Source organism: Pseudomonas putida, from assembly GCF_002741075.1.
GTDB classification, from domain to species: domain Bacteria; phylum Pseudomonadota; class Gammaproteobacteria; order Pseudomonadales; family Pseudomonadaceae; genus Aquipseudomonas; species Aquipseudomonas putida_T.
The window spans coordinates 297639-321098 of the sequence record NZ_CP016634.1 but is presented as its reverse complement, the minus strand read 5'-3'; the positions used below and the strand labels follow the sequence as shown (position 1 = coordinate 321098).

At 62.1% G+C, this 23460-nt stretch carries 17 protein-coding genes, 2 tRNA genes and 3 pseudogenes; 11 read left to right on the top strand and 11 right to left on the bottom strand.

What is annotated here, in order from left to right; translation table 11 throughout:
* Positions 1–131 precede the first annotated feature (131 nt).
* Positions 132–2213 carry a carboxy terminal-processing peptidase gene (locus IEC33019_RS01815; protein ID WP_170831747.1) on the top strand — a complete coding sequence of 694 codons (2082 nt, stop codon included), beginning with the start codon at positions 132–134 and terminating at the stop codon, positions 2211–2213.
* A gap of 111 nt (positions 2214–2324) precedes the next feature.
* Positions 2325–3479, top strand: a pseudogene (locus IEC33019_RS01810) (EAL domain-containing protein); the annotation flags it as partial.
* A 25-nt stretch (positions 3480–3504) separates the two neighbouring features.
* On the opposite strand, the gene IEC33019_RS01805 reads toward IEC33019_RS01810, so the two are convergent.
* The 5 genes from IEC33019_RS01805 to pcaQ form a co-directional block, all read right to left on the bottom strand.
* On the bottom strand, positions 3505–3873 hold the full coding sequence (locus IEC33019_RS01805; protein ID WP_070091695.1) for a hypothetical protein: 369 nt from the start codon (positions 3871–3873) through the stop codon (positions 3505–3507).
* Positions 3870–4205 carry a helix-turn-helix domain-containing protein gene (locus IEC33019_RS01800; RefSeq protein ID WP_070091696.1) on the bottom strand — a complete coding sequence of 112 codons (336 nt, stop codon included), beginning with the start codon at positions 4203–4205 and terminating at the stop codon, positions 3870–3872. The genes IEC33019_RS01805 and IEC33019_RS01800 overlap by 4 nt, the downstream gene beginning before the upstream one ends.
* A 200-nt stretch (positions 4206–4405) precedes the next feature.
* On the bottom strand, positions 4406–4846 hold the full coding sequence (locus IEC33019_RS01795) for a YkvA family protein (RefSeq protein WP_070091697.1): 441 nt from the start codon (positions 4844–4846) through the stop codon (positions 4406–4408).
* 265 nt (positions 4847–5111) lie between these two features.
* Complete coding sequence (locus IEC33019_RS01790) at positions 5112–5858, bottom strand: FKBP-type peptidyl-prolyl cis-trans isomerase (protein ID WP_043206667.1); 747 nt, start codon at positions 5856–5858, stop codon at positions 5112–5114.
* A 205-nt stretch (positions 5859–6063) separates the two neighbouring features.
* Positions 6064–6996: a pca operon transcription factor PcaQ gene (gene pcaQ, locus IEC33019_RS01785; RefSeq protein WP_070091767.1), complete on the bottom strand. Its 933-nt coding sequence runs from the start codon at positions 6994–6996 to the stop codon at positions 6064–6066.
* 131 nt (positions 6997–7127) lie between these two features.
* Between pcaQ and map the strand changes: the two genes are divergently transcribed.
* The gene (map, locus tag IEC33019_RS01780; RefSeq protein ID WP_070091698.1) at positions 7128–7919 is read left to right on the top strand and encodes a type I methionyl aminopeptidase; all 792 of its coding nucleotides are present in this window, start codon (positions 7128–7130) and stop codon (positions 7917–7919) included.
* A gap of 140 nt (positions 7920–8059) precedes the next feature.
* Here the strand turns inward: map and IEC33019_RS01775 are convergent.
* Positions 8060–8136 (bottom strand) — tRNA-Asp (locus IEC33019_RS01775).
* Positions 8137–8152: 16 nt separating this feature from the next.
* A tRNA-Val gene (locus IEC33019_RS01770) sits at positions 8153–8228 on the bottom strand.
* Positions 8229–8434: 206 nt separating this feature from the next.
* Between IEC33019_RS01770 and rdgC the strand changes: the two genes are divergently transcribed.
* The 3 genes from rdgC to sugE all read left to right on the top strand — a co-directional run bounded on the left by rdgC (position 8435) and on the right by sugE (position 10982).
* Complete coding sequence (gene rdgC, locus IEC33019_RS01765; RefSeq protein ID WP_070091699.1) at positions 8435–9355, top strand: recombination-associated protein RdgC; 921 nt, start codon at positions 8435–8437, stop codon at positions 9353–9355.
* A gap of 156 nt (positions 9356–9511) precedes the next feature.
* Positions 9512–10474: a bile acid:sodium symporter family protein gene (locus IEC33019_RS01760; protein ID WP_070091700.1), complete on the top strand. Its 963-nt coding sequence runs from the start codon at positions 9512–9514 to the stop codon at positions 10472–10474.
* A gap of 190 nt (positions 10475–10664) precedes the next feature.
* On the top strand, positions 10665–10982 hold the full coding sequence (gene sugE, locus IEC33019_RS01755; protein ID WP_043215559.1) for a quaternary ammonium compound efflux SMR transporter SugE: 318 nt from the start codon (positions 10665–10667) through the stop codon (positions 10980–10982).
* Positions 10983–11000: 18 nt separating this feature from the next.
* Here sugE and IEC33019_RS01750 read toward each other — a convergent pair whose 3' ends face one another.
* A complete protein-coding gene (locus IEC33019_RS01750; protein WP_070091701.1) occupies positions 11001–12875 on the bottom strand; it encodes an MFS transporter in 1875 nt (624 codons plus the stop codon).
* Positions 12876–13081: 206 nt separating this feature from the next.
* Between IEC33019_RS01750 and IEC33019_RS01745 the strand changes: the two genes are divergently transcribed.
* Positions 13082–14272 carry an MFS transporter gene (locus tag IEC33019_RS01745; protein ID WP_070091702.1) on the top strand — a complete coding sequence of 397 codons (1191 nt, stop codon included), beginning with the start codon at positions 13082–13084 and terminating at the stop codon, positions 14270–14272.
* A 152-nt stretch (positions 14273–14424) separates the two neighbouring features.
* The gene (locus IEC33019_RS01740; protein ID WP_070091703.1) at positions 14425–17901 is read left to right on the top strand and encodes a hybrid sensor histidine kinase/response regulator; all 3477 of its coding nucleotides are present in this window, start codon (positions 14425–14427) and stop codon (positions 17899–17901) included.
* Here IEC33019_RS01740 and rmuC read toward each other — a convergent pair.
* Positions 17873–19258 carry a DNA recombination protein RmuC gene (gene rmuC, locus IEC33019_RS01735; RefSeq protein WP_170831748.1) on the bottom strand — a complete coding sequence of 462 codons (1386 nt, stop codon included), beginning with the start codon at positions 19256–19258 and terminating at the stop codon, positions 17873–17875. The two genes, IEC33019_RS01740 and rmuC, sit on opposite strands and share 29 nt — an antisense overlap.
* Positions 19259–19502: 244 nt before the next feature.
* A pseudogene (locus IEC33019_RS01730) lies at positions 19503–19923 on the bottom strand (tetratricopeptide repeat protein).
* 951 nt (positions 19924–20874) lie between these two features.
* Between IEC33019_RS01730 and IEC33019_RS01720 the strand changes: the two are divergent.
* The 3 genes from IEC33019_RS01720 (at position 20875) to IEC33019_RS01710 (ending at position 23256) form a co-directional block, all read left to right on the top strand.
* Positions 20875–21099, top strand: coding sequence for a hypothetical protein (locus IEC33019_RS01720; RefSeq protein WP_043215552.1), 225 nt, complete (start codon positions 20875–20877; stop codon positions 21097–21099).
* A 249-nt stretch (positions 21100–21348) separates the two neighbouring features.
* A complete protein-coding gene (locus IEC33019_RS01715; protein WP_070091706.1) occupies positions 21349–21831 on the top strand; it encodes a hypothetical protein in 483 nt (160 codons plus the stop codon).
* A 147-nt stretch (positions 21832–21978) separates the two neighbouring features.
* Entirely contained in the window at positions 21979–23256 is a 1278-nt protein-coding gene (locus tag IEC33019_RS01710; RefSeq protein WP_070091707.1) for an OmpP1/FadL family transporter, read from the top strand.
* Positions 23257–23299: 43 nt separating this feature from the next.
* On the opposite strand, the pseudogene IEC33019_RS01705 reads toward IEC33019_RS01710, so the two are convergent.
* Positions 23300–23460: pseudogene (locus IEC33019_RS01705) on the bottom strand (LysR family transcriptional regulator); the annotation flags it as partial.

Sequence of the window (23460 nt, the reverse complement as noted above, 5' to 3'; positions counted from 1 at the left end):
AGTTGAATCATGACTGAGCCCGGGATCGCCATGTCCCGGGCTTTTTGCAGTATGCGTCCGGCTCTTCTGGAGCCGGCGAACGGAAAAGACGGCCTACTATGCGTGATCAATTGCCTTTACGTCGAATCAGCATGAAGCATTTCCTGCCCAGCACCGCCCTTGCCCTCATGATCGGCCTCGGCAGTCTCACGCTCGGCGGCAATGCATCGGCCGCCAACAAGTGGGACAGCCTGCAGCCGGACCGAGACGAGATCGTCGCCAGTCTCAACGTGGTGGAATTGCTCAAGCGCCACCACTACAGCAAGCCGCCGCTGGACGACGCCCGTTCGATCATCATCTACGACAGCTACATCAAGCTGCTCGACCCGTCGCGCAGTTACTTCACCGCTGCCGACATCGCCCAGTTCGACAAGTGGAAGACCCAGTTCGACGACTTCCTCAAAAGCGGCAACCTCGAGCCTGGCTTCACCATCTACAAGCGCTACCTGGACCGCGTGAAATCGCGTCTGGACTTCGCGCTGGCGGAGTTGGACAAGGGCGTCGACAAAATGGACTTCACCACCCATGAAACCTTGCTGGTCGACCGCAAGGATGCCCCGTGGATGAAGAGCGAGGCCGAGCTCGACGACCTGTGGCGCAAGCGCGTCAAAGATGAAGTCCTGCGCCAGAAGATCGCGGGCAAGGACCCCAAGCAGATCCAGGAAACCCTGACCAAACGCTACAAGAACCAGCTGTCGCGTCTGGACCAGACCCGTGCCGAGGATATCTTCCAGGCCTATATCAATACCTTTGCCCAGTCGTACGACCCGCACACCAACTATCTGTCGCCGGATAACGCGGAAAACTTCGACATCAACATGAGTCTGTCGCTCGAAGGCATTGGCGCTGTGCTGCAAAGCGACAACGATCAGGTCAAGATCGTGCGCCTGGTGCCTGCAGGCCCGGCAGCCAAGACCAAACAGGTAGCACCGGCCGACAAGATCATCGGCGTGGCCCAGGGCAACAAGGAAATGGTCGACGTGGTCGGCTGGCGCCTGGACGAAGTGGTCAAGCTGATTCGCGGCCCGAAAGGCTCGGTGGTGCGCCTGGAGATCATCCCGGCCAGCAACGCGCCTAACGACCAGACCAGCAAGATCGTGTCGATCACCCGCGAGGCGGTCAAGCTCGAGGAGCAAGCCGCCAAGAAGTCGGTGCTCAAGCTCAAGCAGGACGGGCGCGAGTACAAGCTGGGCATCATCGAGATCCCGGCGTTCTACTTGGACTTCAAGGCCTATCGCGCAGGGGATCCGGACTACAAGAGCACCACCCGTGACGTGAAGAAGCTGCTGACCGAGCTGCAGAAGGAAAAAGTCGACGGCGTGGTCATCGACCTGCGCAACAACGGCGGCGGTTCCCTGCAAGAAGCCACCGAGCTGACCAGCCTGTTCATCGAGAAGGGCCCGACGGTGCTGGTGCGCAACAGCGACGGCCGTGTCGATGTGCTCGAGGACGAAAACCCGGGCGCCTTCTACAAAGGCCCGCTGGCCCTGCTGGTCAACCGACTCTCGGCCTCGGCCTCGGAGATCTTCGCCGGTGCCATGCAGGACTACCATCGCGCCCTGATCATCGGCGGCCAGACCTTCGGCAAAGGCACCGTGCAGACCATCCAGCCGCTCAACCATGGCGAGCTGAAACTGACCCTGGCCAAGTTCTACCGGGTTTCCGGGCAGAGCACCCAGCACCAGGGCGTCCTGCCGGACATCGACTACCCGTCGATCATCGACACCAAGGAAATCGGCGAAAGCGCCCTGCCAGAAGCCATGCCGTGGGACACCATCCGCCCCGTCGTGCGTCCAGCCGTGGACCCGTTCAAGCCATTCCTGACCGAACTCAAGGCCCGTCACGATGCGCGCAGCGCCAAGGATCCGGAGTTCGCCTATATCCGCGATCGCCTGGCCCTGACCCAGAAGCTGATGAACGAAAAGACCGTCAGCCTCAACGAGCAGGAGCGCCGCGCCCGCCACGACGAGATCGAAGCCAAGCAACTGGCGCTGGAGAACATCCGTCGCAAGGCCAAGGGCGAAGAGCCGCTCAAGGAGCTCAAGAAGGAAGACGAGGACGCCTTGCCGACCGAGGACGAGAACACCAAGCCGGAAGACGATGCCTACCTGTCCGAGACTGGGCGCATCCTGCTCGACTACCTGAGCCTCAATTCGCAGGTAGCCAAGCACTGAAAGCGTGATGGCAAAATAATGCGACCTGTCATCAAATAGTCATTCGACTGTCGTGAAATAGAAGGGCCGGACGCGCAAGCGCCCGGCCCTTTTTCTTTCAGGAAGCAGTCCATGACCGTCGCCGAACAGCTCAGCGCATTGAGCGCCATCCTGGCTCAACGCAGCATCCATAGCCTGTTCCAGCCGATCATCTGCCTTTCCGAACGCCGCGTCCTCGGTTACGAGGCGCTCAGTCGCGGGCCCTCCAACAGCCCGTTACACGCGCCCCTGAACCTGTTCGCCATCGCCCACCAGGCCGGTCGCCTCACCGAACTGGAAGAAGCCTGCCGCGACAGTGCCTGCCGGCGCTTCTGTGACCAGGCGCTGGAGGGTAAATTGTTTCTCAACGTCTCACCCGAGTCGCTGCTTGAACCACATTATCCCTCCGGCCGCACTCTCAGGCTGCTGGAGCAGGTCGGGCTGCCGCCGAGCCGAGTGGTCATCGAGTTGACCGAACACACCCCGACAGACGATTTCCAGCTGCTGTCCAACGCCCTGCACCACTATCGCGACATGGGCTTTTCCATTGCCCTAGACGATCTGGGGGCAGGTTACTCCAGCCTGCGCCTGTGGTCAGAGCTGCGGCCAGACTACGTGAAGATCGATCGGCACTTCATCGACGGGATCCATCTGGATGCGCTCAAACGCGAATTCGTCGGTTCCATCCTGCACATTGCCCGCGCCTCAAGGGCCCAGGTGATCGCCGAAGGCATCGAGTTAGCGGAAGAATTGGCCGTCCTTCGGGAAATGGGCGTGGACCTGGTCCAGGGCTATCTGCTTGGCCGGCCACAGGAGTGCCCGCCACGCGATGGCCTCCATCTGCTGCTTCAGACCGATAGCGATACGCCGGCGCCGAAAATGACGCTCGACGACCTGAGCGCGTTGCTGATCGAGCGACCGGCGGTGACGCTTCACAGCAAGATCGAAGAGGTGCTGAAGACTTTTGAGGCCTGCGCCGGGGTCAACTCCATCGCCGTGCTGGATGAACAGGGCAGCCCCTGCGGCATCATCCATCGTCAGGGGTTGCTGACCACTCCGGCGACAGCGATCGCACAACTGATGAGTATGGATTTTCTGACCTTGGAGCGCCGCAAGTCGCTGCATCAGGCCAGCCGCCTGATTACCAGCAGGGCACGCCAGCGCCTCGACGAAGACTTTGTCATCACCCACAACGGCCGCTATCTGGGTACCGGACGGGTGCTCGACCTGCTGAGGTTGATCACCGAACAGACAGCGGCCTGATCAATTGCCGTCAGGCGTGTTCCGAATAGCTGTACTCGAACACCCGCACCACCTCGGAGGCATGCCAGGACGCCGCTTCCAGGCCATCGACCGGCCCGGAAAAACGCCCCAGGCGCTCGACGCACTCAAAGAAGCCGGTACGCGGCAGTCGGCTGGCGCCCTGGCTGATCACCAGCGAGCTGCGCAGCGGCTGATCGGCACGGGCATCGAGGACGGCGAGATACTCCAGGGCGGCGGTCAAGGTCTGCATGGCCGGGCTAGGGAGCTGCAGACGTTCGATCAAGGCACGGTAGGTAAGCAGGTGACGTTGACGGCGGGCCACATCGAGCTCGCCCAACAGGCTCTCCCAATGCTGTCGACTGATCCTCACCTGGCTCATGATGGCTCGCTCCAGCCAGCGATCCCCAGGTGCCAGGCCAGACTGCGCAGGATCGCAGCGTCCGGCTGACGCTCGCCGGCTTCGATCATCCCCAGGTAGGCCGGGCTGATGCCGACACTGCGCGCCAGTTGCTCCGGCGCCAGCCCCTTGGCTTCACGCAATCGCGTCAGTTCACTCAATGGCGCCAGGCTCGGTGCCTCGGCGGCGGCAGGCGCTTCCGGCGCTACGCTGGCAGGCGCCTGCCCGGCAGCCTTGAGCAACGCCTGATACTGCTCCCAGGGCACTACGGCGTACTCGGGTTGACCGTCCCGGCTGATGACCTGAATACCCATTACAACCCCCTTTACGTAGGATTACAGCATGTAATCCGTAGGCATATTCCTTATGCCAATTATATGTCCAAGCGCGGGGGTCTGTGCAGGTCAGGCAGATTTGCGCTTTTGCAGAAGATCTGGAAGTTCTCTACTTCGGGGCGGCTCGACGCGTCGATAGACCGCCCGCAAATTTCAAGGGCACCTCTGGGAACAAAGCCTCAGGGCGCTCGACGCTCAAGGCGCAGGCTTTCAGGAGTATCCGGCAGACGCTCCACCACCCGCAGCCGCTCGGGCGTCTGGCTGTCGCGCCAGGCTTTGAAGCGGTTCAGTTCATCGGCCACGGTCTTGAGCACCCAGCCGAGCACGGCGATGTCATCGAGAAAACCGACACCCACCAGCCAATCGGGAATGGCATCCAGCGGGCTGACAAAGTACAGCAGACCAGCCACCACGGTGATCAGCGCCTTGGAACTGATAGCCCGGTACTCGCCACGCCACCACGCCAGGCACAAGGCCTGCAACAGGCGCACATCCTCACGCAGTCGGCCAAGCTTCGGACCTTTGCGTGCCACGGCGAACAACAGGGCCGGCAGACGGCCACGGCTGAGCAGGCGCTCTGCCAAAGGCAGGAAGCGGGCGAAATTCCAGGGTGCGCTCATAAGGCCTCCATATCGTCAGGGAAGGTTATCCACATTTATTGTGGATAACCTTGTGAACAGGGTGCAGTTTCCGACGCGAGGTGCCCACCGGGCAAGGGTCTCGCTCAGATCGGGCGTTTTTTACACAGTCGTTTCAAATCCGCAAACGTTTTGCTTGCAGGGCGCCCTCCCCTTGCTACGACCCTGTAGCCGTGGCGAGGTTCGTCTTTACCGGTCCACAGAAACGACAACGCCCCGTCGAGACGGGGCGTTGGCAACAGGGAAATTACTTGGCTGGTGCTTCGGCTTCAGGAGCCTCGGCCTCGCCTTCAGCCTTGGATGGATCCTTGATGCCGATCAGTTCCAGGTCGAACACCAGGACCGAGTTGGCCGGGATCAGCGGGCTCGGGCTCTGGGCCCCGTAAGCCAGGTCAGCCGGGATGTACAGCTTGTACTTCTCGCCAACGTGCATCAGTTGCAGACCTTCAACCCAGCCAGGGATCACACCGCTGACAGGCAGATCGATCGGGCTGCCGCGCTCGACGGAGCTGTCGAAGACCTTGCCATCGATCAGCTTGCCTTCGTAGTGAACAGTGACCACGTCGGTCGGCTTGGGTTGCGGGCCGTCGGCTTTCTTGACCACTTCATACTGCAGGCCCGACGCGGTGGTGACCACGCCTGGCTTCTTGGCGTTTTCTTCGAGGAATTTCTTACCGGCGCTGGCCGCTTCCTCGCTGGCCTTGGCCAGGCGTTCTTCGGCACGCTTCTGCAGCGCGGTGAACGCCTCGACCAGCTCTTCGTCCTTGATGCGTTGCTCTTTCTTGGCAACCGCATCCTCGATACCGAGGGCTACTGCTTTGGAATCAAGGTCTTCCATGCCTTCCTGAGCCAGGCTCTTGCCCATGTTCAGGCCGATACCGTAGGAGGCTTTCTGTGCCGGAGTCTTCAGCTCGACGCTGCTGGTCTGAGCGTCGCAGCCCGCCAGGACCAGGCCAACCAGGGCAACCGCAGCCGCCAAACGATGCTGTTTCATGCTAGTTCCTTGTTCATGCGCCATAAGGGCAATCAGGTAAAGCCGCGAGCTTAGCAGGCGGCCGTGACCAATGGCTACCGGCATGAGAGCAGGGAATGTCCGATAAGTTCACGGATATTTCCGATCCATTAAAGGAGACATTGCCCGCACGCCTACCTGACTCGGGCCACAGACCGCCTCCGATATGGCTAAAGGCCTGCAACGCTTAGGGGTACAAGCCATCCCGGTACTGACCTGCGACTTCGCGCAGCACCTCGCACACCCATTGCCCAGGCATGCCTTGGGGGAGCGCGGCATTGCGGCAAATGCCCACCGAACCGCCGGGCTCGCGCACACCGAGGTCGAGTTCGACCAGCTCGCCACGCCCCAGATCGATCAGTACCGCATCACGCGGCGCCACCCAGACCGCATCGCTACCCAGCAGGTACCGACGGCTCAAGGCCAGGGACAAGGTCTCCAGACGCTGGGCTGGCATCTGGATCGCGCACTGCACGAACAGGCTGTCGGCGTGCTGGCGGATGGTCGTGCCCTGGGGCGGCAGCACCAGCGGGTAGTCACCGACCCGCGCGCGTTCGAGTGACTGGCGCGCCAGCAAGGGATGCCCGGAGCGTACCACCAGCGTCATCGATTCGCTGTACAAATGCTCGAAGGACAGCCCCTGGATTTGGGGGCTATCGGTCATACGCCCAACCACCAGTTCCAGTTCACCCAGGCGCAGCTGGCCGAGCAACTGGGCACTGGCGCCGGTCACCACTTCGATCACCAGCGCCGAATGCCGCTGGTGCAGGCGGCACAGGACCTCCGGCATGAGCAGGCTTTCGACCGTCGACAGGACACCAATGCGCACCTGCGATGGCGCTCGCGCCTCGCCGCGCACACTGCCCACGCCTTCGCGCAGCGCCTGGACACTGGGCCCGGCATAGCGCATGAACAAGGTGCCGGCGGCGGTCAGCTCGGCGCCTTGGCGGGTGCGCTCGAACAGCCGGGTTTCGAGCAGTTCTTCCAGCTCGCGCAGGGTCTTGGAAATCGCCGGCTGGCTAATCGCCAACACATCCGCAGCCCTGGCCAGGCTACCCTGGCGGGCAATCTCCAGAAAGCACAGTAGATGGCGGTATTTGATGCGGGTGTCGAGGTTCATGCCCGGCAGCTTGCAGCGTCGGGCCTCGCGCTTCAAGCACCTGTTCACCCTCCCCCCTGCAAGCGGTGGCGCATGCATCGTCTGCAGGGCTATTCTGGCGACTCTTCGCCAATACGATCCTCGACCTGCCAATGTCCCAAGTAATCCTCAAGACCCCGGCCCAACTCGACCTCATGCGCCGTGCAGGCCAACTGCTGGCCCAGGTGTTCGCTGACCTGGACGGTTTCATTCGCCCAGGCGTGACCACGCTGCAGATCAACGACCGCGCCGAGGCTTTCATCGTCCAGACGCTCAAGGCACGACCGGCGAGCAAGGGGCAGTACGGCTTTCCCTATGCGCTGAACACCTCCGTGGATCATGTAGTGTGCCATGGCATGCCAAAGGCCGACGAAGTGCTCAGGGAAGGGTCCATCATCAACGTCGATATCACCCTGGAACAGGGTGGTTATATTGCCGATTCGTCGAAAATGTATTGTCTCGGCCAGATCAGCGACGATGCCCGGCGCCTGGTGGATACCACTTATGCGGCACTCTGGAAAGGCATTGCCCAGGTGCGCCCTGGCGCCACCCTCGGCGATATCGGCCATGCCATCCAGGTCCATGCCGAGGCGGCAGGCTACAGCGTGGTCCGGGAATACTGCGGCCACGGCATCGGCCAGCAAATGCACGAAGGCCCTGAGGTGCTGCACTTCGGTCAGCCTGGCATGGGCATGAAGCTAAAGCCCGGCATGGTCTTCACCATTGAACCGATGATCAACCAGGGCGGACGCGGCACACGCACCTTGCGCGATGGCTGGACCGTGATTACTCGCGACCAGTCGCTGTCGGCCCAATGGGAACATACGGTGGCGGTGACGGAAACCGGCGTGGAGGTGCTGACGCTGCGCGAGGAAGAAAAAAACCAGGCAATCGCGACGGCCTGACTGCCACGCTCCCCACTCGCGATCGCGGAATCTCTCTGAGCGCCCGTGGCGCCAGAAGAACGTCAGAAACAAAAAAAGCGACCCTAAGGTCGCTTTCTTTGTGGCTTCCGGGTGTTCAGTGGGCCCTGGAAGCTGGAATATGGCGCAGCGGACGGGACTCGAACCCGCGACCCCCGGCGTGACAGGCCGGTATTCTAACCGACTGAACTACCGCTGCGCTAAACATCGAGAAGTGGTGGGTGATGACGGGATCGAACCGCCGACCCTCTGCTTGTAAGGCAGATGCTCTCCCGGCTGAGCTAATCACCCAACGTCTCGGTGTGGCGCGCATTCTACGGAGGACCTGCCACCCTGGCAAGCACTTTTTTAAAAAAAATTTTCAGATCTTTCAAAGACCTAGCGCAACCTCGCTTTTCCTTATGAATAAGTGCCTGGTGGCCCTCTGACAGGGTTGGCCTGTGGCCGCCCCTCGGAGAATAATGCCCGCCTTATGCATTAAGGAGAGATTCCCCCTCATGTGGTTCAAGAACCTGCTGACCTACCGCCTGACCCAGGACATCCCGTTCGAGCCCGAGGCACTGGAAGCCGCCCTGGCCAGCAAGCCGGCCCGCCCCTGCGCCAGCCAGGAGCTGACCACCTACGGCTTCGTCGCCCCATTCGGCAAGGGCGAGGATGCTCCTCTGGTGCACGTCAGCGGTGACTTCCTGCTGATCGCCGCGCGCAAGGAAGAGCGCATTCTGCCGAGCAGTGTGGTCAACGACGCGGTCAAGGAAAAGATCGAGGAGATCGAGACCGAGCAAATGCGCAAGGTCTACAAGAAAGAGCGTGACCAGATCAAGGACGACATCATCCAGTCGTTCCTGCCGCGCGCCTTCATCCGCCGCTCGATGATCTTCGCCGCCATCGCTCCTCGCCTGGGCCTGATCCTGGTCAACTCGGCCAGCGCCAAACGCGCCGAAGACCTGCTGTCGACCCTGCGTGAAGTCATGGGGTCGCTGCCGGTGCGTCCGGTCACCGTGAAGATCGCTCCGAGCGCGACCATGACCGACTGGGTCAAATCCCAAACACCTGCGCCAGACTTCTTCGTCCTGGACGAGTGCGAGCTGCGCGATACCCATGAAGACGGCGGCATCGTTCGTTGCAAGCGCCAGGACCTGGCCAGCGAAGAGATCCAGTTGCACCTGGGTACCGGCAAGGTGGTCACCCAATTGGCCCTGGCCTGGCAGGACAAACTCTCGTTCGTGCTGGACGACAAGACCGTGATCAAACGCCTGAAGTTCGAGGAGCTGCTGCAGGAGCAAGCCGAACAGGATGGCGGTGAAGAAGCCCAGCAGCAGTTCGATGCCAGCTTCACCCTGATGATGATGACCTTCACCGAATTCCTGCCGGCACTGTTCGAGGCGTTGGGGGGCGAGGAGATTCCGCAAGGGGTCTGACGGCGGTAGCCAACATTCGCCTATCGCGGGGCACGCCCGCTCCTGCAGGGTCATCGCAGCCCCTGCAGGAGCGGGCGTGCCCCGCGATTGCTTTGGCCCAGGCGACAAGTGAACATCTGGTGCCATCACCCCTATAAAGACAAAAGGACCTGCCCCATGCGTGCCCTCGCCGCCCTCAGCCGCTTCGTCGGCAATACCTTCGCTCTCTGGGTGCTGGTGTTCGCCTGCCTGGCCTTCCTCGTGCCCGAATGGTTCATCGCCTTGAAGGTCGCCATCGTGCCTTTACTGGGCCTGGTGATGTTCGGCATGGGCCTGACCCTCAAGCTCGACGACTTCGCCGCCCTCGCCCGCCAGCCCTGGCGGGTGGCGCTGGGAGTGGTGGCGCACTTCGTGATCATGCCGGGCATCGCCTGGCTGCTGTGCCAGCTGTTCCAACTGCCCGCCGAGATCGCCGTGGGCGTGATCCTGGTCGGCTGCTGCCCAAGCGGAACGGCCTCCAACGTGATGGTCTGGCTGTCGAAGGGTGACCTGGCGCTGGCGGTGGCGATCGCCGCAGTGACCACCCTGCTCGCCCCGCTGCTGACACCGGCACTGATCTGGTTCCTGGCCTCGGCCTGGCTGCCGGTGTCCTTCATGGACATGTTCTGGTCAATCCTGCAGTTGGTGATGTTGCCGATCGTGCTCGGCGTGGTTGCCCAGCGCATGCTGGGCGCACGCGTGCAGATGGCAGTGCAGGTGTTGCCGCTGGTGTCGGTGGTGAGCATCGTCATGATCGTATGCGCAGTGGTGGCGGCCAGCCAGGCGAAGATCGCCGAGTCTGGCCTGTTGATCATGGCGGTGGTCATCCTGCACAACGGCTTTGGTTTCGTGCTCGGCTATATCACTGGCAAGCTGTGCAAGTTGCCGCTGGCACAGCGCAAATCGCTGGCGCTCGAGGTGGGGATGCAGAACTCCGGGCTTGGTGCGGCGCTGGCAGCGGCGCACTTTTCGCCGCTGGCGGCGGTACCCAGTGCACTGTTCAGTGTGTGGCACAACATTTCCGGGGCGCTGCTGTCGACCTGGTTCCGGCGGATGGAAGAACCGGGTGAGACAGTCCGCGCGGCGCCAGATAGCCACTGATGTTTCCAGTGCCGAGCTGTCGCAGGGCACACCCGCCTCGCCCCGGTCGGCGCTGATACCGAGAATCCGCTGCGCTTGCCCTCTTTTCTGGAAATGGGCAGTATAGTGCGCACTGTGAGGACGACCTCACGACGCTCTGCGTGATCATTCAGGGGGACGGCCCCATCCTTAATAACGATGGAGACCCACCATGTCCTGGATCATCCTGTTCTTCGCTGGCCTGTTCGAAGTTGGCTGGGCCGTAGGCCTGAAGTACACCGACGGCTTCACCCGTCCGCTCCCCACCGCACTGACCGTTGCCGCCATGGCCGTGAGCCTGGGCCTTCTGGGCCTTGCCATGAAGGAACTGCCGCTGGGCACGGCGTATGCCGTATGGACCGGCGTCGGCGCCGTCGGCACCGTGATCGCCGGCATCATCCTGTTCGGCGAATCCATGGCAATCATGCGCCTGATCAGCGTTGCACTGATCATCGCCGGCCTGATCGGCCTGAAGGTCAGCACCAGCTGACCTTCCTCCTTTCATCACTCAACGCACATCGCCGCGCAGGGCACTGACCTTCTCGCGTAGCGCATCCGGCTGCGCCGCCTCCACCGGGATCGCGGCGCCAGCCACCAGCGTCACCCTCGACCACAGGCGCTTGAAAAAGCCCTTGTTCGGATCACGACTGAAGAAGCTGCCCCACAGCCCCTGCAAAGCCAGCGGGATCACCGGCACTGGTGTCTCCTGGAGAATGCGGCTCACCCCTCCCTTGAATACATCGATCTCGCCATCGGCGCTCAGCTTGCCTTCGGGGAAAATGCAGACCAGTTCGCCATCCGCCAGGTACTCGGCAATGCGCGCAAAGGCCCGCTCATAGGTGGCCTCGTCTTCGCCGCGCCCGGCGATGGAGATGGCTCCGGCGGTGCGGAATACGAAGTTGAGCACCGGCAGGTTGTAGATCTTGTAATACATGACGAAGCGTATCGGCCGGCGAATGGCGCCGCCGATGAGCAGCGCATCGACGAAGGATACGTGGTTGCACACCAGCAATGCCGGGCCTTCATCAGGGATGCGCTCCAGGTCCCTGTGCTCCACACGGTACATGGAATGGCTGAGCAGCCAGATCAGGAAGCGCATGGTGAATTCAGGCACGATGCGGAAGATGTAGGCATTGACCGCGACGTTGAGCAACGACACCACCAGGAACAATTGTGGGATGCTCAGTTTCGCCACGCTCAACAGCACGATGGTGATGATCGCCGAGACCACCATGAACAGCGCATTGAGAATGTTGTTTGCGGCAATCACCCGGGCCCGCTGATCCTCGGGAGTGCGCGCCTGGATCAAGGCATACAGCGGCACGATGTAGAAACCACCGAACACGCCCAGGCCGACGATCGACAGCAGGATCCACCAGGCCTGGCCCATGCCCAGCAGCGCCAGCCAGTCATGGGGTACTTCGCCCACCGGCACATCGCCCGAATGCCACCACCACAGCAGGCCGAACAGCGTCAGGCCGAACGAGCCGAACGGCACCAGCCCGATCTCCACCTTGCGCCCGCTCAGGCGCTCGCACAGCAAAGAACCCAGGGCGATACCCACCGAGAACAGGGTCAGCACCAGCGTCACCACGGTTTCGTCGCCATGCAGCCAGTCCTTGGCGTAAGCCGGGATCTGGGTCAGGTAGATGGCGCCGACGAACCAGAACCAGGAGTTGCCGACGATCGAGCGCGAGACCGCTGGTGTCTGCCCAAGGCCCAGGCGCAAGGTGGCCCAGGATTGCTTGACGATGTTCCAGTCCAGTTTCATCTGAGGCGCTGCGGCTGCCGCCCGGGGTATCCAGCGGCTGGCCAGGTAGCCGAGCACCGCGGTACCGACAACACCCGCGGCGACCACCGTGGCGTAGCTGCCAGAGGACATCATCACGCCGGCACCGATGGTTCCGGCCAGGATCGCCAGAAAGGTGCCCATTTCAACCAGGCCATTGCCGCCGACCAGTTCCTCCTCACGCAGGGCCTGGGGCAGGATCGAGTATTTCACCGGACCGAACAGCGCCGAGTGGGTGCCCATGGCGAACAGCGCCAGCAACATCAGGTGTAGGTGGCCAGTGACGAATCCCGTGGCGCCGATGGCCATGATGACGATCTCGGCCAACTTGATCGCCCGGATCAACGCATCTTTGGCGAACTTTTCCCCAAACTGCCCAGCCAATGCCGAGAACAAGAAGAACGGCAGGATGAACAGCAGCGCGCAGAGGTTGACCCAGATCGAGCGTTCGCCTTCCAGGCTGAGCTTGTACAAGATCGCCAGGATCAGCGACTGCTTGAACAGGTTGTCGTTGAAGGCACCCAGGGACTGGGTAATGAAGAACGGCAAAAAGCGCCGCTTGCCGAGCAGGGTGAATTGCGAGGGGTGACTCATCGTCCGTGTACCTGGTTGGGCTTTTTCATTGGAGGCACGCACAGCGCGAGAAGCCACAAATCTGCATGGGAATGGGGCTCGCTGGCAACCGGAAGAATGCGTGAAGTTTTTACGGCTATTGCGCGCCCACTGCACCCGCCCCACGACAAATCCCTATCCCGTCCTTATGCTTGCCCACTGGCACCACTCGACAACAAGGATGTCCGATGCTCGCCGCCCTCCAACGCTACCCCGCCGCCGTACGCCTGCTGCTGGCGATCACCTTCGCCCTGACCTTGGCCCGTGCGATCACCCTGCCCTACCTGGTGGTCTACCTGGCAGACAACTTCCAGCTGTCGATCAGCCATATCGGCCTGCTGATCGGCGGCGCGCTGATCCTGGCATCGCTGCTGAGCCTGTATGGCGGCCATCTGGTCGACACCCTGAGCCCCCATGCCCTGCTGATCGGCGCCATGCTGACGTTCGCCCTGGCCTTCGTCGGCGCCATCGCCAGCCGCTGGGCCGCGTTGTTCTTCGTCTGCCTGCTGCTGATCAACCTGGCCCTGGCGGTGGTGGATATCGCCGCCAAGGCAGGCTTCTGCGCCTTGCTGCCGGTGTCCGAGCGCGCCGAGGTGTTCGCCATCAAGTACACCTTGAGCAACATCGCCTATGCAGCAGGTCCTCTGCTGGGGGTGGCCTTGCTCGAACTGAACGACCACCTGCCCTTTGTAGTGTCCGCCGGGATCGGCCTGGGCATGGCGCTGCTCTACCATAGGCTGGGCGAGCGTCAGCTGAAGGCCAGCGAGCCGCACCAGCCCAGCGCCGGCTTCGTTCAGGTCGCCCTGCAACTGGCCCGGGACCGTCGACTGGTGTGCTTCACCTTGGGCGGCGTGCTCAGCGCTGTGGTATTCGGCCAGTTCACCGCGTACCTCTCCCAGTACCTGGTGGTCACCGCCAGCGCCAGCGAGGCGGCGCGACTGGTGGGCTACCTGGTGACCACCAACGCCACAACGGTGATCGCGCTGCAGTACCTGGTGGGTCGTCGCATCGACCGCCAGCGCCTGATGCCCTGGCTCATGGCGGGCATGGCCTTGTTCGTCCTGGGCCTGCTGGGCTTTTCCCTGGCCGGCTCGATCATGGCCTGGTGCCTGGCGATGCTGGTGTTCACCCTGGGCGAGATCATCGTGATCCCGGCTGAATACATGTTCATCGACCTGATCGCGCCGGAGCACCTGCGCGGGGTCTACTATGGCGCACAGAACCTCTCCAACCTCGGCGCGGCGCTGGGGCCTGTGCTCGTCGGATTCGCCCTGGGGCAGATGGTGCCGGTGGCGGTCTTCTACCTGCTGGTGTTGTCGGTGATACTGGCGGCAGTGTTCTACTGCCTGGGGACAAGAGGCACGATGGAGCGGCCATGAGCAGTGGGTTGCCCGCATCGCCTTATCGTGGGACAAGACCGCAAGCCCTGCGACCTCCTGCCACTGCGACCATGGTCTGCGCTGACGAACCCCAGGCTGCGTGCCAGACTGATTGATCGGGACCGCGTTTCATTTCTTGCTCCGGAGTTTGCATGTCGTTGTCCAGTGGGCTGATCGCCGTGGTCGCCCTGGCCTATATGGCCATCATGTTCGCCATCGCCTTCTACGGCGACCGCCGCAGCACACCGTTGCCGCCGCGCCTGCGCGCCTGGGTGTACAGCCTGTCGCTGGCGGTGTACTGCACCAGTTGGACCTTCTTCGGCGCGGTCGGTCAGGCAGCCGAACAGCTCTGGGCGTTCCTGCCGATCTATCTGGGGCCAGTCCTGCTGCTGATCTTCGCACCCTGGGTGGTGCAGAAGATGGTGCTCATCAGCAAGCAGGAGAACATCACCTCGATTGCCGACTTCATCGCCGCGCGCTATGGCAAGTCGCAGTCGCTGGCGGTGGTGGTGGCACTGATCTGCCTGGTCGGCGTGCTGCCTTACATCGCCTTGCAGCTCAAGGGCATCGTGCTCGGCGTCAACCTGCTGATCGGTGCCAATGCCGATGCCACAGGCCCCCGGGTGCAGGACACCGCGCTGGTGATTTCGCTGGTGCTGGCGCTATTCGCCATCGTCTTCGGCACGCGCAGCCTCGATGTCACCGAGCACCACCGGGGCATGGTCCTGGCGATTGCTTTCGAATCGTTGGTCAAGCTGCTGGCGTTCCTTGCCGTCGGCGCCTTCGTGGTGTTCAACCTGTATGACGGCTTCGACGACCTGTTCACCCAGGCGCGCCAGTCGGTGCACCTGGAAAGCTATTGGCAGGAGACCGTCAACTGGCCGTCGATGGTGGTGCAGACTGCCGTGGCGATGATGGCCATCATCTGCCTGCCCCGGCAATTCCATGTGACCGTGGTGGAAAACATCGAGCCCCAGGACATGCGCATGGCCCGCTGGGTGTTCCCCCTGTACCTGGCGCTGGCCGCATTGTTCGTCGTGCCGATCGCCCTGGCCGGGCAGATGCTGCTGCCAGGCACGGTGATCTCCGACTCCTTCGTCATCAGCCTGCCCCTGGCCGAAGCCCACCCAAGCCTGGCACTGCTGGCGTTCATCGGCGGTGCCTCGGCCGCTACCGGCATGGTCATCGTCGAAGCAGTGGCTTTGTCGACCATGGTGTCCAACGACATGCTGCTGCCGTGGCTGCTGCGTCGCAAGAACGCCGAGCGGCCGTTCGAAGCGTTCCGCCACTGGATGCTCTCGGTACGCCGGGTGACCATCGTCGCCATCCTCCTCCTGGCCTATGTCAGCTACCGTCTGCTGGGTTCCACCGCCAGCCTGGCGACCATCGGCCAGATCGCTTTTGCTGCCGTGACCCAGCTGACACCGGCCATGCTGGGCGCGCTGTACTGGAAACAGGCCAACCGCCGTGGCGTGTTCGCGGGGCTCGCCGCCGGGATCTTCCTGTGGTTCTACACCTTGGTGCTGCCGATCGCCGCCCACAGCCTGGGCTGGTCGCTGCAGTTGTTCCCAGGTCTTGCCTGGCTGCACAGCAACCCATTGAACCTGCCGATCACCCCGCTGACCCAGGGCGTGGTGCTGTCCCTGGCAGGCAATTTCATCCTGTTCGCCTGGGTCTCGATCCTGTCACGCACACGGGTTTCGGAGCACTGGCAGGCAGGCCGCTTCATCGGTCAACAGAGCAGCGCCCGCCCCAGTAACCGGTCGCTATTGGCGGTGCAGATCGACGACCTGCTCAAGCTGGCGGCGCGCTTCGTGGGCGAAGAGCGGGCGCGGCAAAGCTTCATCCGCTTCGCCTATCGCCAGGGCAAGGGCTTCAACCCCAACCAGAACGCCGACGGCGACTGGATCGAGCACACCGAACGATTGTTGGCCGGTGTGCTTGGCACCTCATCGACCCGGGCAGTGGTCAAGGCGGCCATCGAAGGCCGAGAGATGCAGCTCGAAGACGTGGTGCGCATCGCCGACGAAGCCAGCGAGGTGCTGCAGTTCAACCGGGCCCTGCTGCAAGGCGCCATCGAGAACATCAACCAGGGCATCAGCGTGGTGGACCAGAACCTGCACTTGGTTGCATGGAACCGCCGCTACCTAGAGCTGTTCAACTACCCTGACGGGCTGATCAGCGTGGGCCGGCCGATCGCCGACATCATCCGCTACAACGCCGAGCGCGGCTTGTGCGGCCCAGGCGAGGCACAGGTGCATGTCGCCCGTCGCCTGCACTGGATGCGCCAGGGCCGTGCGCACACCTCCGAGCGGCTGTTCCCCAATGGCCGCGTCATCGAGCTGATCGGCAACCCGATGCCGGGCGGCGGCTTCGTCATGAGCTTCACCGACATCACCCCGTTCCGTGAGGCAGAGCAGGCCCTCAAAGACGCCAACGAAGGACTGGAGCAACGGGTCGCCGAACGGACCCAGGAGCTCTCCCAGCTCAACCAGGCGCTGTCGGAGGCCAAGAGCCGTGCCGAAGCGGTCAGCCAGTCCAAGACCCGCTTCCTGGCCGCGGTCAGCCATGACCTGATGCAACCGCTCAATGCCGCGCGGCTGTTCTCCGCCGCCCTGTCGCAACAGGCAGAAGGCATGAATGAAGAGGCCCAGCAGCTGGTGCAGCACATGGACAGCTCGCTGCGCTCGGCGGAGGAGCTGATCAGCGACCTGTTGGACATTTCACGCTTGGAAAACGGCAAGATCACGCCCGACCCCAAGCCGTTCGCCCTCAACGAACTGTTCGATACCCTGGGTACCGAGTTCAAGGTGCTGGCCGCAGAGAAAGGCCTGGAGTTCCGCCTGCGGGGTAGCCGGCTGCGCGTCGAAAGTGACATGAAACTGCTGCGTCGGGTGCTGCAGAACTTCCTGACCAATGCCCTGCGCTATGGCAAGAGCCCGCTGCTGCTCGGCGTACGCCGCCAGGGCGAACGCCTGTGGCTGGAAGTCTGGGATCGAGGCCCGGGCATTGCCGACGACAAGCTGCAGGTGATCTTCCAGGAGTTCAAACGCCTGGACAGCCACCAGACCCGCGCCGAAAAAGGCCTGGGCCTGGGCCTGGCGATCGCTGATGGCTTGTGCAGGGTACTGGGCCATCCACTGGAGGTGCGCTCCTGGCCGGGCAAGGGCAGTGTATTCAGGGTCAGCGTGCCAATCGCCCGGGCCCCGGCGCCCGAAACCCGAACGCCCGTGGAGCAGATCAGCCAGCCCCTGGCCGGCCTACAGGTACTGTGCGTCGACAACGAAGACAGCATTCTTCTAGGCATGAACAGCCTGCTCAGCCGCTGGGGCTGTCAGGTTTGGACCGCGCGTAACCGCGAGGAGTGCGAAGCGTTGCTGGCTCAGGGCATGCGCCCGCACCTGGCGCTGGTGGACTTCCACCTGGACGATGGCGAGACCGGTACCGAGCTGATGGCCTGGCTACGCACCCGCCTGGGTGAACCCGTGCCTGGCGTGGTGATCAGTGCCGACGGGCGCAACGAGACCATCGCCATGGTCCACGCCGCCGGCCTCGACTACCTGGCCAAACCCGTCAAGCCCGCGGCCTTGCGCGCCCTACTCAACCGCCATCTGAGCCTGGTTCAGTAAGCGCTTCGTCAGCGAGCACGCCCTCGGCAAGCGCCCGCTCGAGCAACTCGCCCGGCAGGCTCTTGCTGGCTCGGGCGCCAAGCAACTTGAGTTGCTCGCTGCGGCTGACCAGGTTGCCGCGCCCCTCACAGAGTTTGTTACGTGCAGCGGCATAGGCCTTGTCCACCTGCTGCAGGCGGCTGCCCAGTTCGTCCAGGTCCTGGATGAACAAGACGAACTTGTCGTACAGCCAACCGGCTCGCTCGGCGATTTCGCGCGCGTTCTGGCTCTGGCGCTCCTGCTTCCACAGGCTGTCGATGACCCGCAAGGTCGCCAGCAAGGTGGTCGGACTGACAATCACGATCTGCCGGTCGAATGCTTCCTGGAACAGGTTGGGCTCAGCCTGCAGGGCCGCCGAGAACGCCGCCTCTATGGGCACGAACAACAAGACGAAATCCAGGCTGTGCAAGCCGTCCAGGCGGTTGTAGTCCTTGCTCGACAGGCCTTTGACATGACTGCGCAGAGACTGAACGTGCTGTTTCAGGGCGGCCTGGGCGCGCTCGGCATCGGTATCACCGACAAATTGCTGATACGCCGTGAGGCTGACCTTGGCATCGACCACCACTTGCTTGTCGCCTGGCAGCATGATCAACACATCGGGCTGGTAACGCTCTCCGTCGGCGCTCTTGAGGCTGACCTGGGTCTGGTACTCCCGCCCCTTCTCCAGGCCCGCATGCTCCAGCACTCGCTCGAGAATGAGCTCCCCCCAGTTGCCCTGGGTCTTCTGGCCTTTCAACGCCTGGGTCAGGTTGGTGGCTTCATCCGACAGGCGCAGGTTGAGCTGCTGCAGGCGCTCGAGCTCCTTGCCCAGGGAAAAACGCTCGCGCGCCTCTTGCTGGTAACTCTCCTCCACCCGCTTCTCGAAGGCCTGAATACGCTCCTTGAGCGGATCGAGCAACTGCCCCAGGTGCTGCTGACTGGTCTGGGTGAAGCGTTGTTCACGCTCGTCGAAAATCTTGGTCGCCATCTCGGCGAACTGGGCACGCAAAGTATCGCGCGCCTCTTGCAGGTCTTCGAGACGCTGTTGGTGGCTGTCCTGCTGTTCACGCAGTTCTGCCTCCAGGCGTGCGGCCTGGGCCTCCAGGCGACGCTGCTCGGCTTCGCGATTGGCCCGCTCGAGCTGCCAGGCGTGGGCGGCATCACGGGCGTTGTCGCGGTCGATCTGCAGCAATTCGAGCTCGCGGGCCTGAGCCGCCAACGTGGTCTGCTTGACCACGTTGGCTTCGCTGAGGTCGCTGATCTCGTCGCGGCACGCCTCCAGTTGCGCTTGCAGACCTTCCTGGGCCAGCTGCGCACTGGAGAGGCGCTCTTGCATCAAGGCCAGTTCCGAGTGCCGCGCCGACAGCTGTCGTTGCAGTTGCAGTGCCCAACCCAGGCAAGGGACGGCTGCGGCAACGAGGCCCAGCAGGATACTGGCAAGATCCACTGCCATAGCGACTCCAATCGATGTTCGACAATGCCGTGCAGCTTATCAGTTGAGGCATTGGGTGGCTTCATCGGCACTGCCGTAGCGCACGTGCGCGCCTACCGGCGTGAAGGCGGGCTTGCCCTGAGATGGCGTCTCACCCCGCAAACAGCTGCCGGAGCAGCCGGCGTGCCTCCTGGGAGCCCTGCCCTGCCGCCAGCTCCAGCCAGTAGCGCGCCTGCTCGGGCTCGCTGGTCTGACACAACCGACCATACTCGAGCTGGGCACGACGATCACCCGCGCGCGCAGCTTGGCGCAACAGGTCGTGCCCAATGCGTCGGTCGCGGGCATTGCCACACTCCCGGCAGAGCATCTGGCCCAGACGGCTCTGGGCCACCACCACGCCCTGACGCGCGGGCTGCTTGAGCAGATGGCCGGCCAAGTGCTTGACGCGAGGCTTGTCGCCCAGGCGTGGGCTGTCGAGCAACCACAGCGCCACTTTCAGGGAAAAGCGTTTGGAGGAAGTCTCGGACGAAGAGACCGGGGGGGTTTGCGAGGGGTTTACCGCGAAACTTCATGACCAACGGCGAAGGCAATTCGAGAGGCGCGCCACTCTACTCTTTTTTCCCCCTCATGGCCTGCGCTTTCAGGCAGATGTAAAAAAAAATTTCTATGATCTTTTCTTGACGTTTCGCGCTGTCATGATAGCGCTCCCCCATTGACCCAACATTGTCGGACAGTTCGAAAAACAGCTGGCACGCCCGTCCTAGAGCAAGCGCTCGGGACAATCCACAGAAGCTGTGGATAACTCGGTGGACAACCACCACCGTAAGGCCGCAAAGCCCTATGGAATGGGGCTTTCGGTCAAACTGTCGATTTTTTCACCAGCAAAAATTAGTGTTTTTTTTCATTGACTTAAGTGTGCAGTCAAGTCATTGGCGAGCCTGTCGGAGGTTGTTGCCAAGTTGTTACAAGTCGTCGTCACTGTGTGTACAAGTGAGTGACGTACACCCATTTGGATACCCGTGCGCGCCCGCTTCCCCCACCCTACCGCCCGCTTCCCCCTTCACAGCCCGTGAAATAAACGCCATACTGCTCGGCTAGCCAGGACAAGCACAAATTGCTTGCCAGGCTCAGATGTTTACGGTAGGGTGCTCACCGTTAGTACCCAGCTGAAAGTCAATTCTGGCCAATAGCGTCCTTGCAGTGCCCCGCTCGACCCAACGAGCAGCCATTGCTGAAACCAGGACCGGCCCACTCGATGATTCCCAGGCAGCCCCGCTGCACCATCACGAATCACGTAACAGATTGATCGGGATATCTTCACCCAGAGGCCTCGAACCTTGGCCTTGGTGTGACTGCCCGCCTTCTGATGTACCTACCAGTCAGCCCAGCGCCCACATTTGCTTGCGCCTCATCTGGCTGCCCTGTTCCAGTCAGGTTCTTCGTCCCTTAATAAAGGCGTCACTGGAACGTTTCTAAGATGCACGGATCGAACTCCGTGTTAAATGCAGGAACATCCAAACAATATGAATACCCATCATCAGATCCAATCCGCTATCGGCACCCTGTCCCAGGCCTTCGCACCTTTGAAGTGCCTCATCGTTGCACCGCGCAAGGGCAGCTTCAGCTTCACCCTGGTCGACGAACATGGCGTTGCGTGCCATACCGAACGCCTGTACCCCGAGCAGTACAATCGCAGCGCTCCACTGCAGGCCATCATCGAGCGCACCCGCCAGTCACTAGCCGCGTGAACGGTAAATACCTGCGTATTCACACGCTCGATAACGCCTCCACGTGCCTGACCGATCGTTCTTGGCGTAATTGCTACAAGGCATATACGCCGAGAGCTCCGGCAGCAATCGATTTAAAAACAGCCCTTTACACCACGCTTATCACACTACACTTCAACTCGAGCGGTGCGAACCGCTTCCGGCGGGCCTGATCAATTCACCAGCTGCCAAGCTCCAGCGCCCGTCGGCCCTTACTTGATCGAGGGCATCATGGGTATCGCGGCTAAAGAGTTGTGTCAGTATGTGATCCGACCGACCCTGATCTACCTGGACCGTCATTGCGAAAGCGCCGAAGCCTTGCTGCTGGGCGTGGCCGCCAGCCAGTCGGCACTCGGCTCGGCACTGCATGACAGGCGGGGTCATGGCCTCTACCGAATCGGCGAAACCCGCCATCAGGCGCTCTGGGACGACTTCCTGGCCCGCGACCCGGATCTGGCGAGCCTGGTCCGCGGCCTGGCCAGCCAGCACGCCTTCTTGCGTGGACCGCACCTGGAACTGGCGGTCAATCTTCGCTACTCCACCGCCATCGCCTGGATGCTCATCGAAGAGCAGGCGCCCCGATTACCAGCGGCAGATGACCTGTTGGGATTGGCGCGCATCTGGCGACAGATCTTCCACCCCCAAGGGCGCCTGCGCGATTTCACCCACGCTTGGCATCTCTGTGTGAACCCGATTATGTCCGAAGTGTCTTAAGAGACGCCTTACAACATAACCGGAAAAAAGGGAATTTTGGTCGGATTGTCCTACAAAACTACGCGAACTGCTGCGATTGAGCCTATGGCGCAGTGCGTAATTTGTTGGTAGCTTTTCGCCCCGGAGAACCCAAGGAGTTTCACAATAATGAAAAAAGCAATGCTCAAAACCTCCCTCGGTGTAGCTGTCGCCCTCGCATCCAGCCAACTGTTCGCTGCAGGCTTCGCCCTCAACGAACAAAGCGTCAGCGGTATGGGGACAGGTTTCGCGGGGCGTTCGTCTTCTGCCGAAGATGCCAGCACTGTCTATGGCAACCCTGCCGGCATGTCGCGCCTGAAGCGCGAGCAAGTCACCGTGGGTGGTGCCGCAGTCATCGCCAAAACCGACATCTCGGGTCGCGGAAGCAATTTCGGGGGGGAAACCGACGGCGACATGGTTCCGACCGTCGGCGTACCAATGGGCTACTACGTCAAACCGATCGATGATCACTGGAGCGTAGGTTTCGGCGTCTATGTGCCCTTCGGCCTGATCACCGACTACGGCGGAGATGACGCCGCACGCTACTGGGGCAAGAAGAGCAAGGTCGAGGTCGTCACCTTCCAGCCGACCATCAGCTATGCATTCAACGACAAGGTCTCGGTCGGCTTTGGCCCGACCATCAACCGCATCAAGGGTGAGCTGGGTTCCAATCTCAGCAGCCAGGCCTTTGCAGGCCCAGGCTCCCGCGATGGTGAAGTCAAGATCAAGGGCGACGATACCGCCGTGGGCTACAACATCGGTGTGCTGGTACAAGCCACTGATCGCACCCGCCTGGGCCTGACCTATCACTCGATGGTCGACTACAAGCTCGAAGGCGATACCCGCGTTTCGTACCCACTGCCCATCGGTCTGAGCGGCAAGTTCGACGCAAGCCTGAAGATCAAGACCCCCGAGTCGGTGGATTTCTCGATCACCCACGAACTGGATGACAACTGGACGCTGTATGCCGGTAGCACCTGGACTCGCTGGAGCCGCCTGGAAAACATCACCGTCGAGAACGAAGCCCCCGCTGGCTACCCGCTCAAGACCATCACCGAAGAGCAGAACTGGCACGATACCTGGGCTCACGCCATCGGCGCAGCTTACAAGGTGAACAAGGAGTGGACCCTGCGCGCAGGCTTCTCCGTGGACCAGTCGCCGACCAACAACCATGACCGTTCGCCACGTATCCCGACTGGCGATCGCAAGGCGGTCAGCTTTGGTGCCGGCTGGAGCCCGAACGACGACATGACCATCGATGTTGCCTACTCCTACCTGTGGGAAGAGGACACCAAGGTCAACAACCGTCCGGACAACCAGCAGGAAGGCGCGCTCAAGGGCAGCTACCAGGCCAAGTACGAAAACAGCGCTCACGGTATCGGTGCCTCCCTCACCTACCGCTTCTGAGTCGCCCACGCCGCATGAAAAAACCGCCCTCGTGGCGGTTTTTTCATGCCTGCACAGCCCAGGCGTCGCCCAACGCCTCCTGTAGGTAGCCCATGAACGCCCGCACCTTGGGCGTCATGGCCGATCGGCCAGGCACAGATAAATGTCCATCGGCTCGGTCTGGGCGTAAGCCTGCCCTGCATCGCCAGGTTCGAACAACGGCAC

Coding starts and splice junctions, on each gene's coding strand:
- IEC33019_RS01745 (WP_070091702.1), top strand. CDS start 13,082: ATGCTCGCCGCCCTCCAACGCTACCCCGCCGCCGTACGCCTGCTGCTG.
- IEC33019_RS01760 (WP_070091700.1), top strand. CDS start 9,512: ATGCGTGCCCTCGCCGCCCTCAGCCGCTTCGTCGGCAATACCTTCGCT.
- IEC33019_RS01790 (WP_043206667.1), bottom strand. CDS start 5,858: ATGAAACAGCATCGTTTGGCGGCTGCGGTTGCCCTGGTTGGCCTGGTC.
- IEC33019_RS01740 (WP_070091703.1), top strand. CDS start 14,425: ATGTCGTTGTCCAGTGGGCTGATCGCCGTGGTCGCCCTGGCCTATATG.
- IEC33019_RS01815 (WP_170831747.1), top strand. CDS start 132: ATGAAGCATTTCCTGCCCAGCACCGCCCTTGCCCTCATGATCGGCCTC.
- sugE (WP_043215559.1), top strand. CDS start 10,665: ATGTCCTGGATCATCCTGTTCTTCGCTGGCCTGTTCGAAGTTGGCTGG.
- IEC33019_RS01795 (WP_070091697.1), bottom strand. CDS start 4,846: ATGAGCGCACCCTGGAATTTCGCCCGCTTCCTGCCTTTGGCAGAGCGC.
- rdgC (WP_070091699.1), top strand. CDS start 8,435: ATGTGGTTCAAGAACCTGCTGACCTACCGCCTGACCCAGGACATCCCG.
- IEC33019_RS01800 (WP_070091696.1), bottom strand. CDS start 4,205: ATGGGTATTCAGGTCATCAGCCGGGACGGTCAACCCGAGTACGCCGTA.
- map (WP_070091698.1), top strand. CDS start 7,128: ATGTCCCAAGTAATCCTCAAGACCCCGGCCCAACTCGACCTCATGCGC.
- IEC33019_RS01805 (WP_070091695.1), bottom strand. CDS start 3,873: ATGAGCCAGGTGAGGATCAGTCGACAGCATTGGGAGAGCCTGTTGGGC.
- IEC33019_RS01715 (WP_070091706.1), top strand. CDS start 21,349: ATGGGTATCGCGGCTAAAGAGTTGTGTCAGTATGTGATCCGACCGACC.
- IEC33019_RS01720 (WP_043215552.1), top strand. CDS start 20,875: ATGAATACCCATCATCAGATCCAATCCGCTATCGGCACCCTGTCCCAG.
- pcaQ (WP_070091767.1), bottom strand. CDS start 6,996: ATGAACCTCGACACCCGCATCAAATACCGCCATCTACTGTGCTTTCTG.
- IEC33019_RS01710 (WP_070091707.1), top strand. CDS start 21,979: ATGAAAAAAGCAATGCTCAAAACCTCCCTCGGTGTAGCTGTCGCCCTC.
- IEC33019_RS01750 (WP_070091701.1), bottom strand. CDS start 12,875: ATGAGTCACCCCTCGCAATTCACCCTGCTCGGCAAGCGGCGCTTTTTG.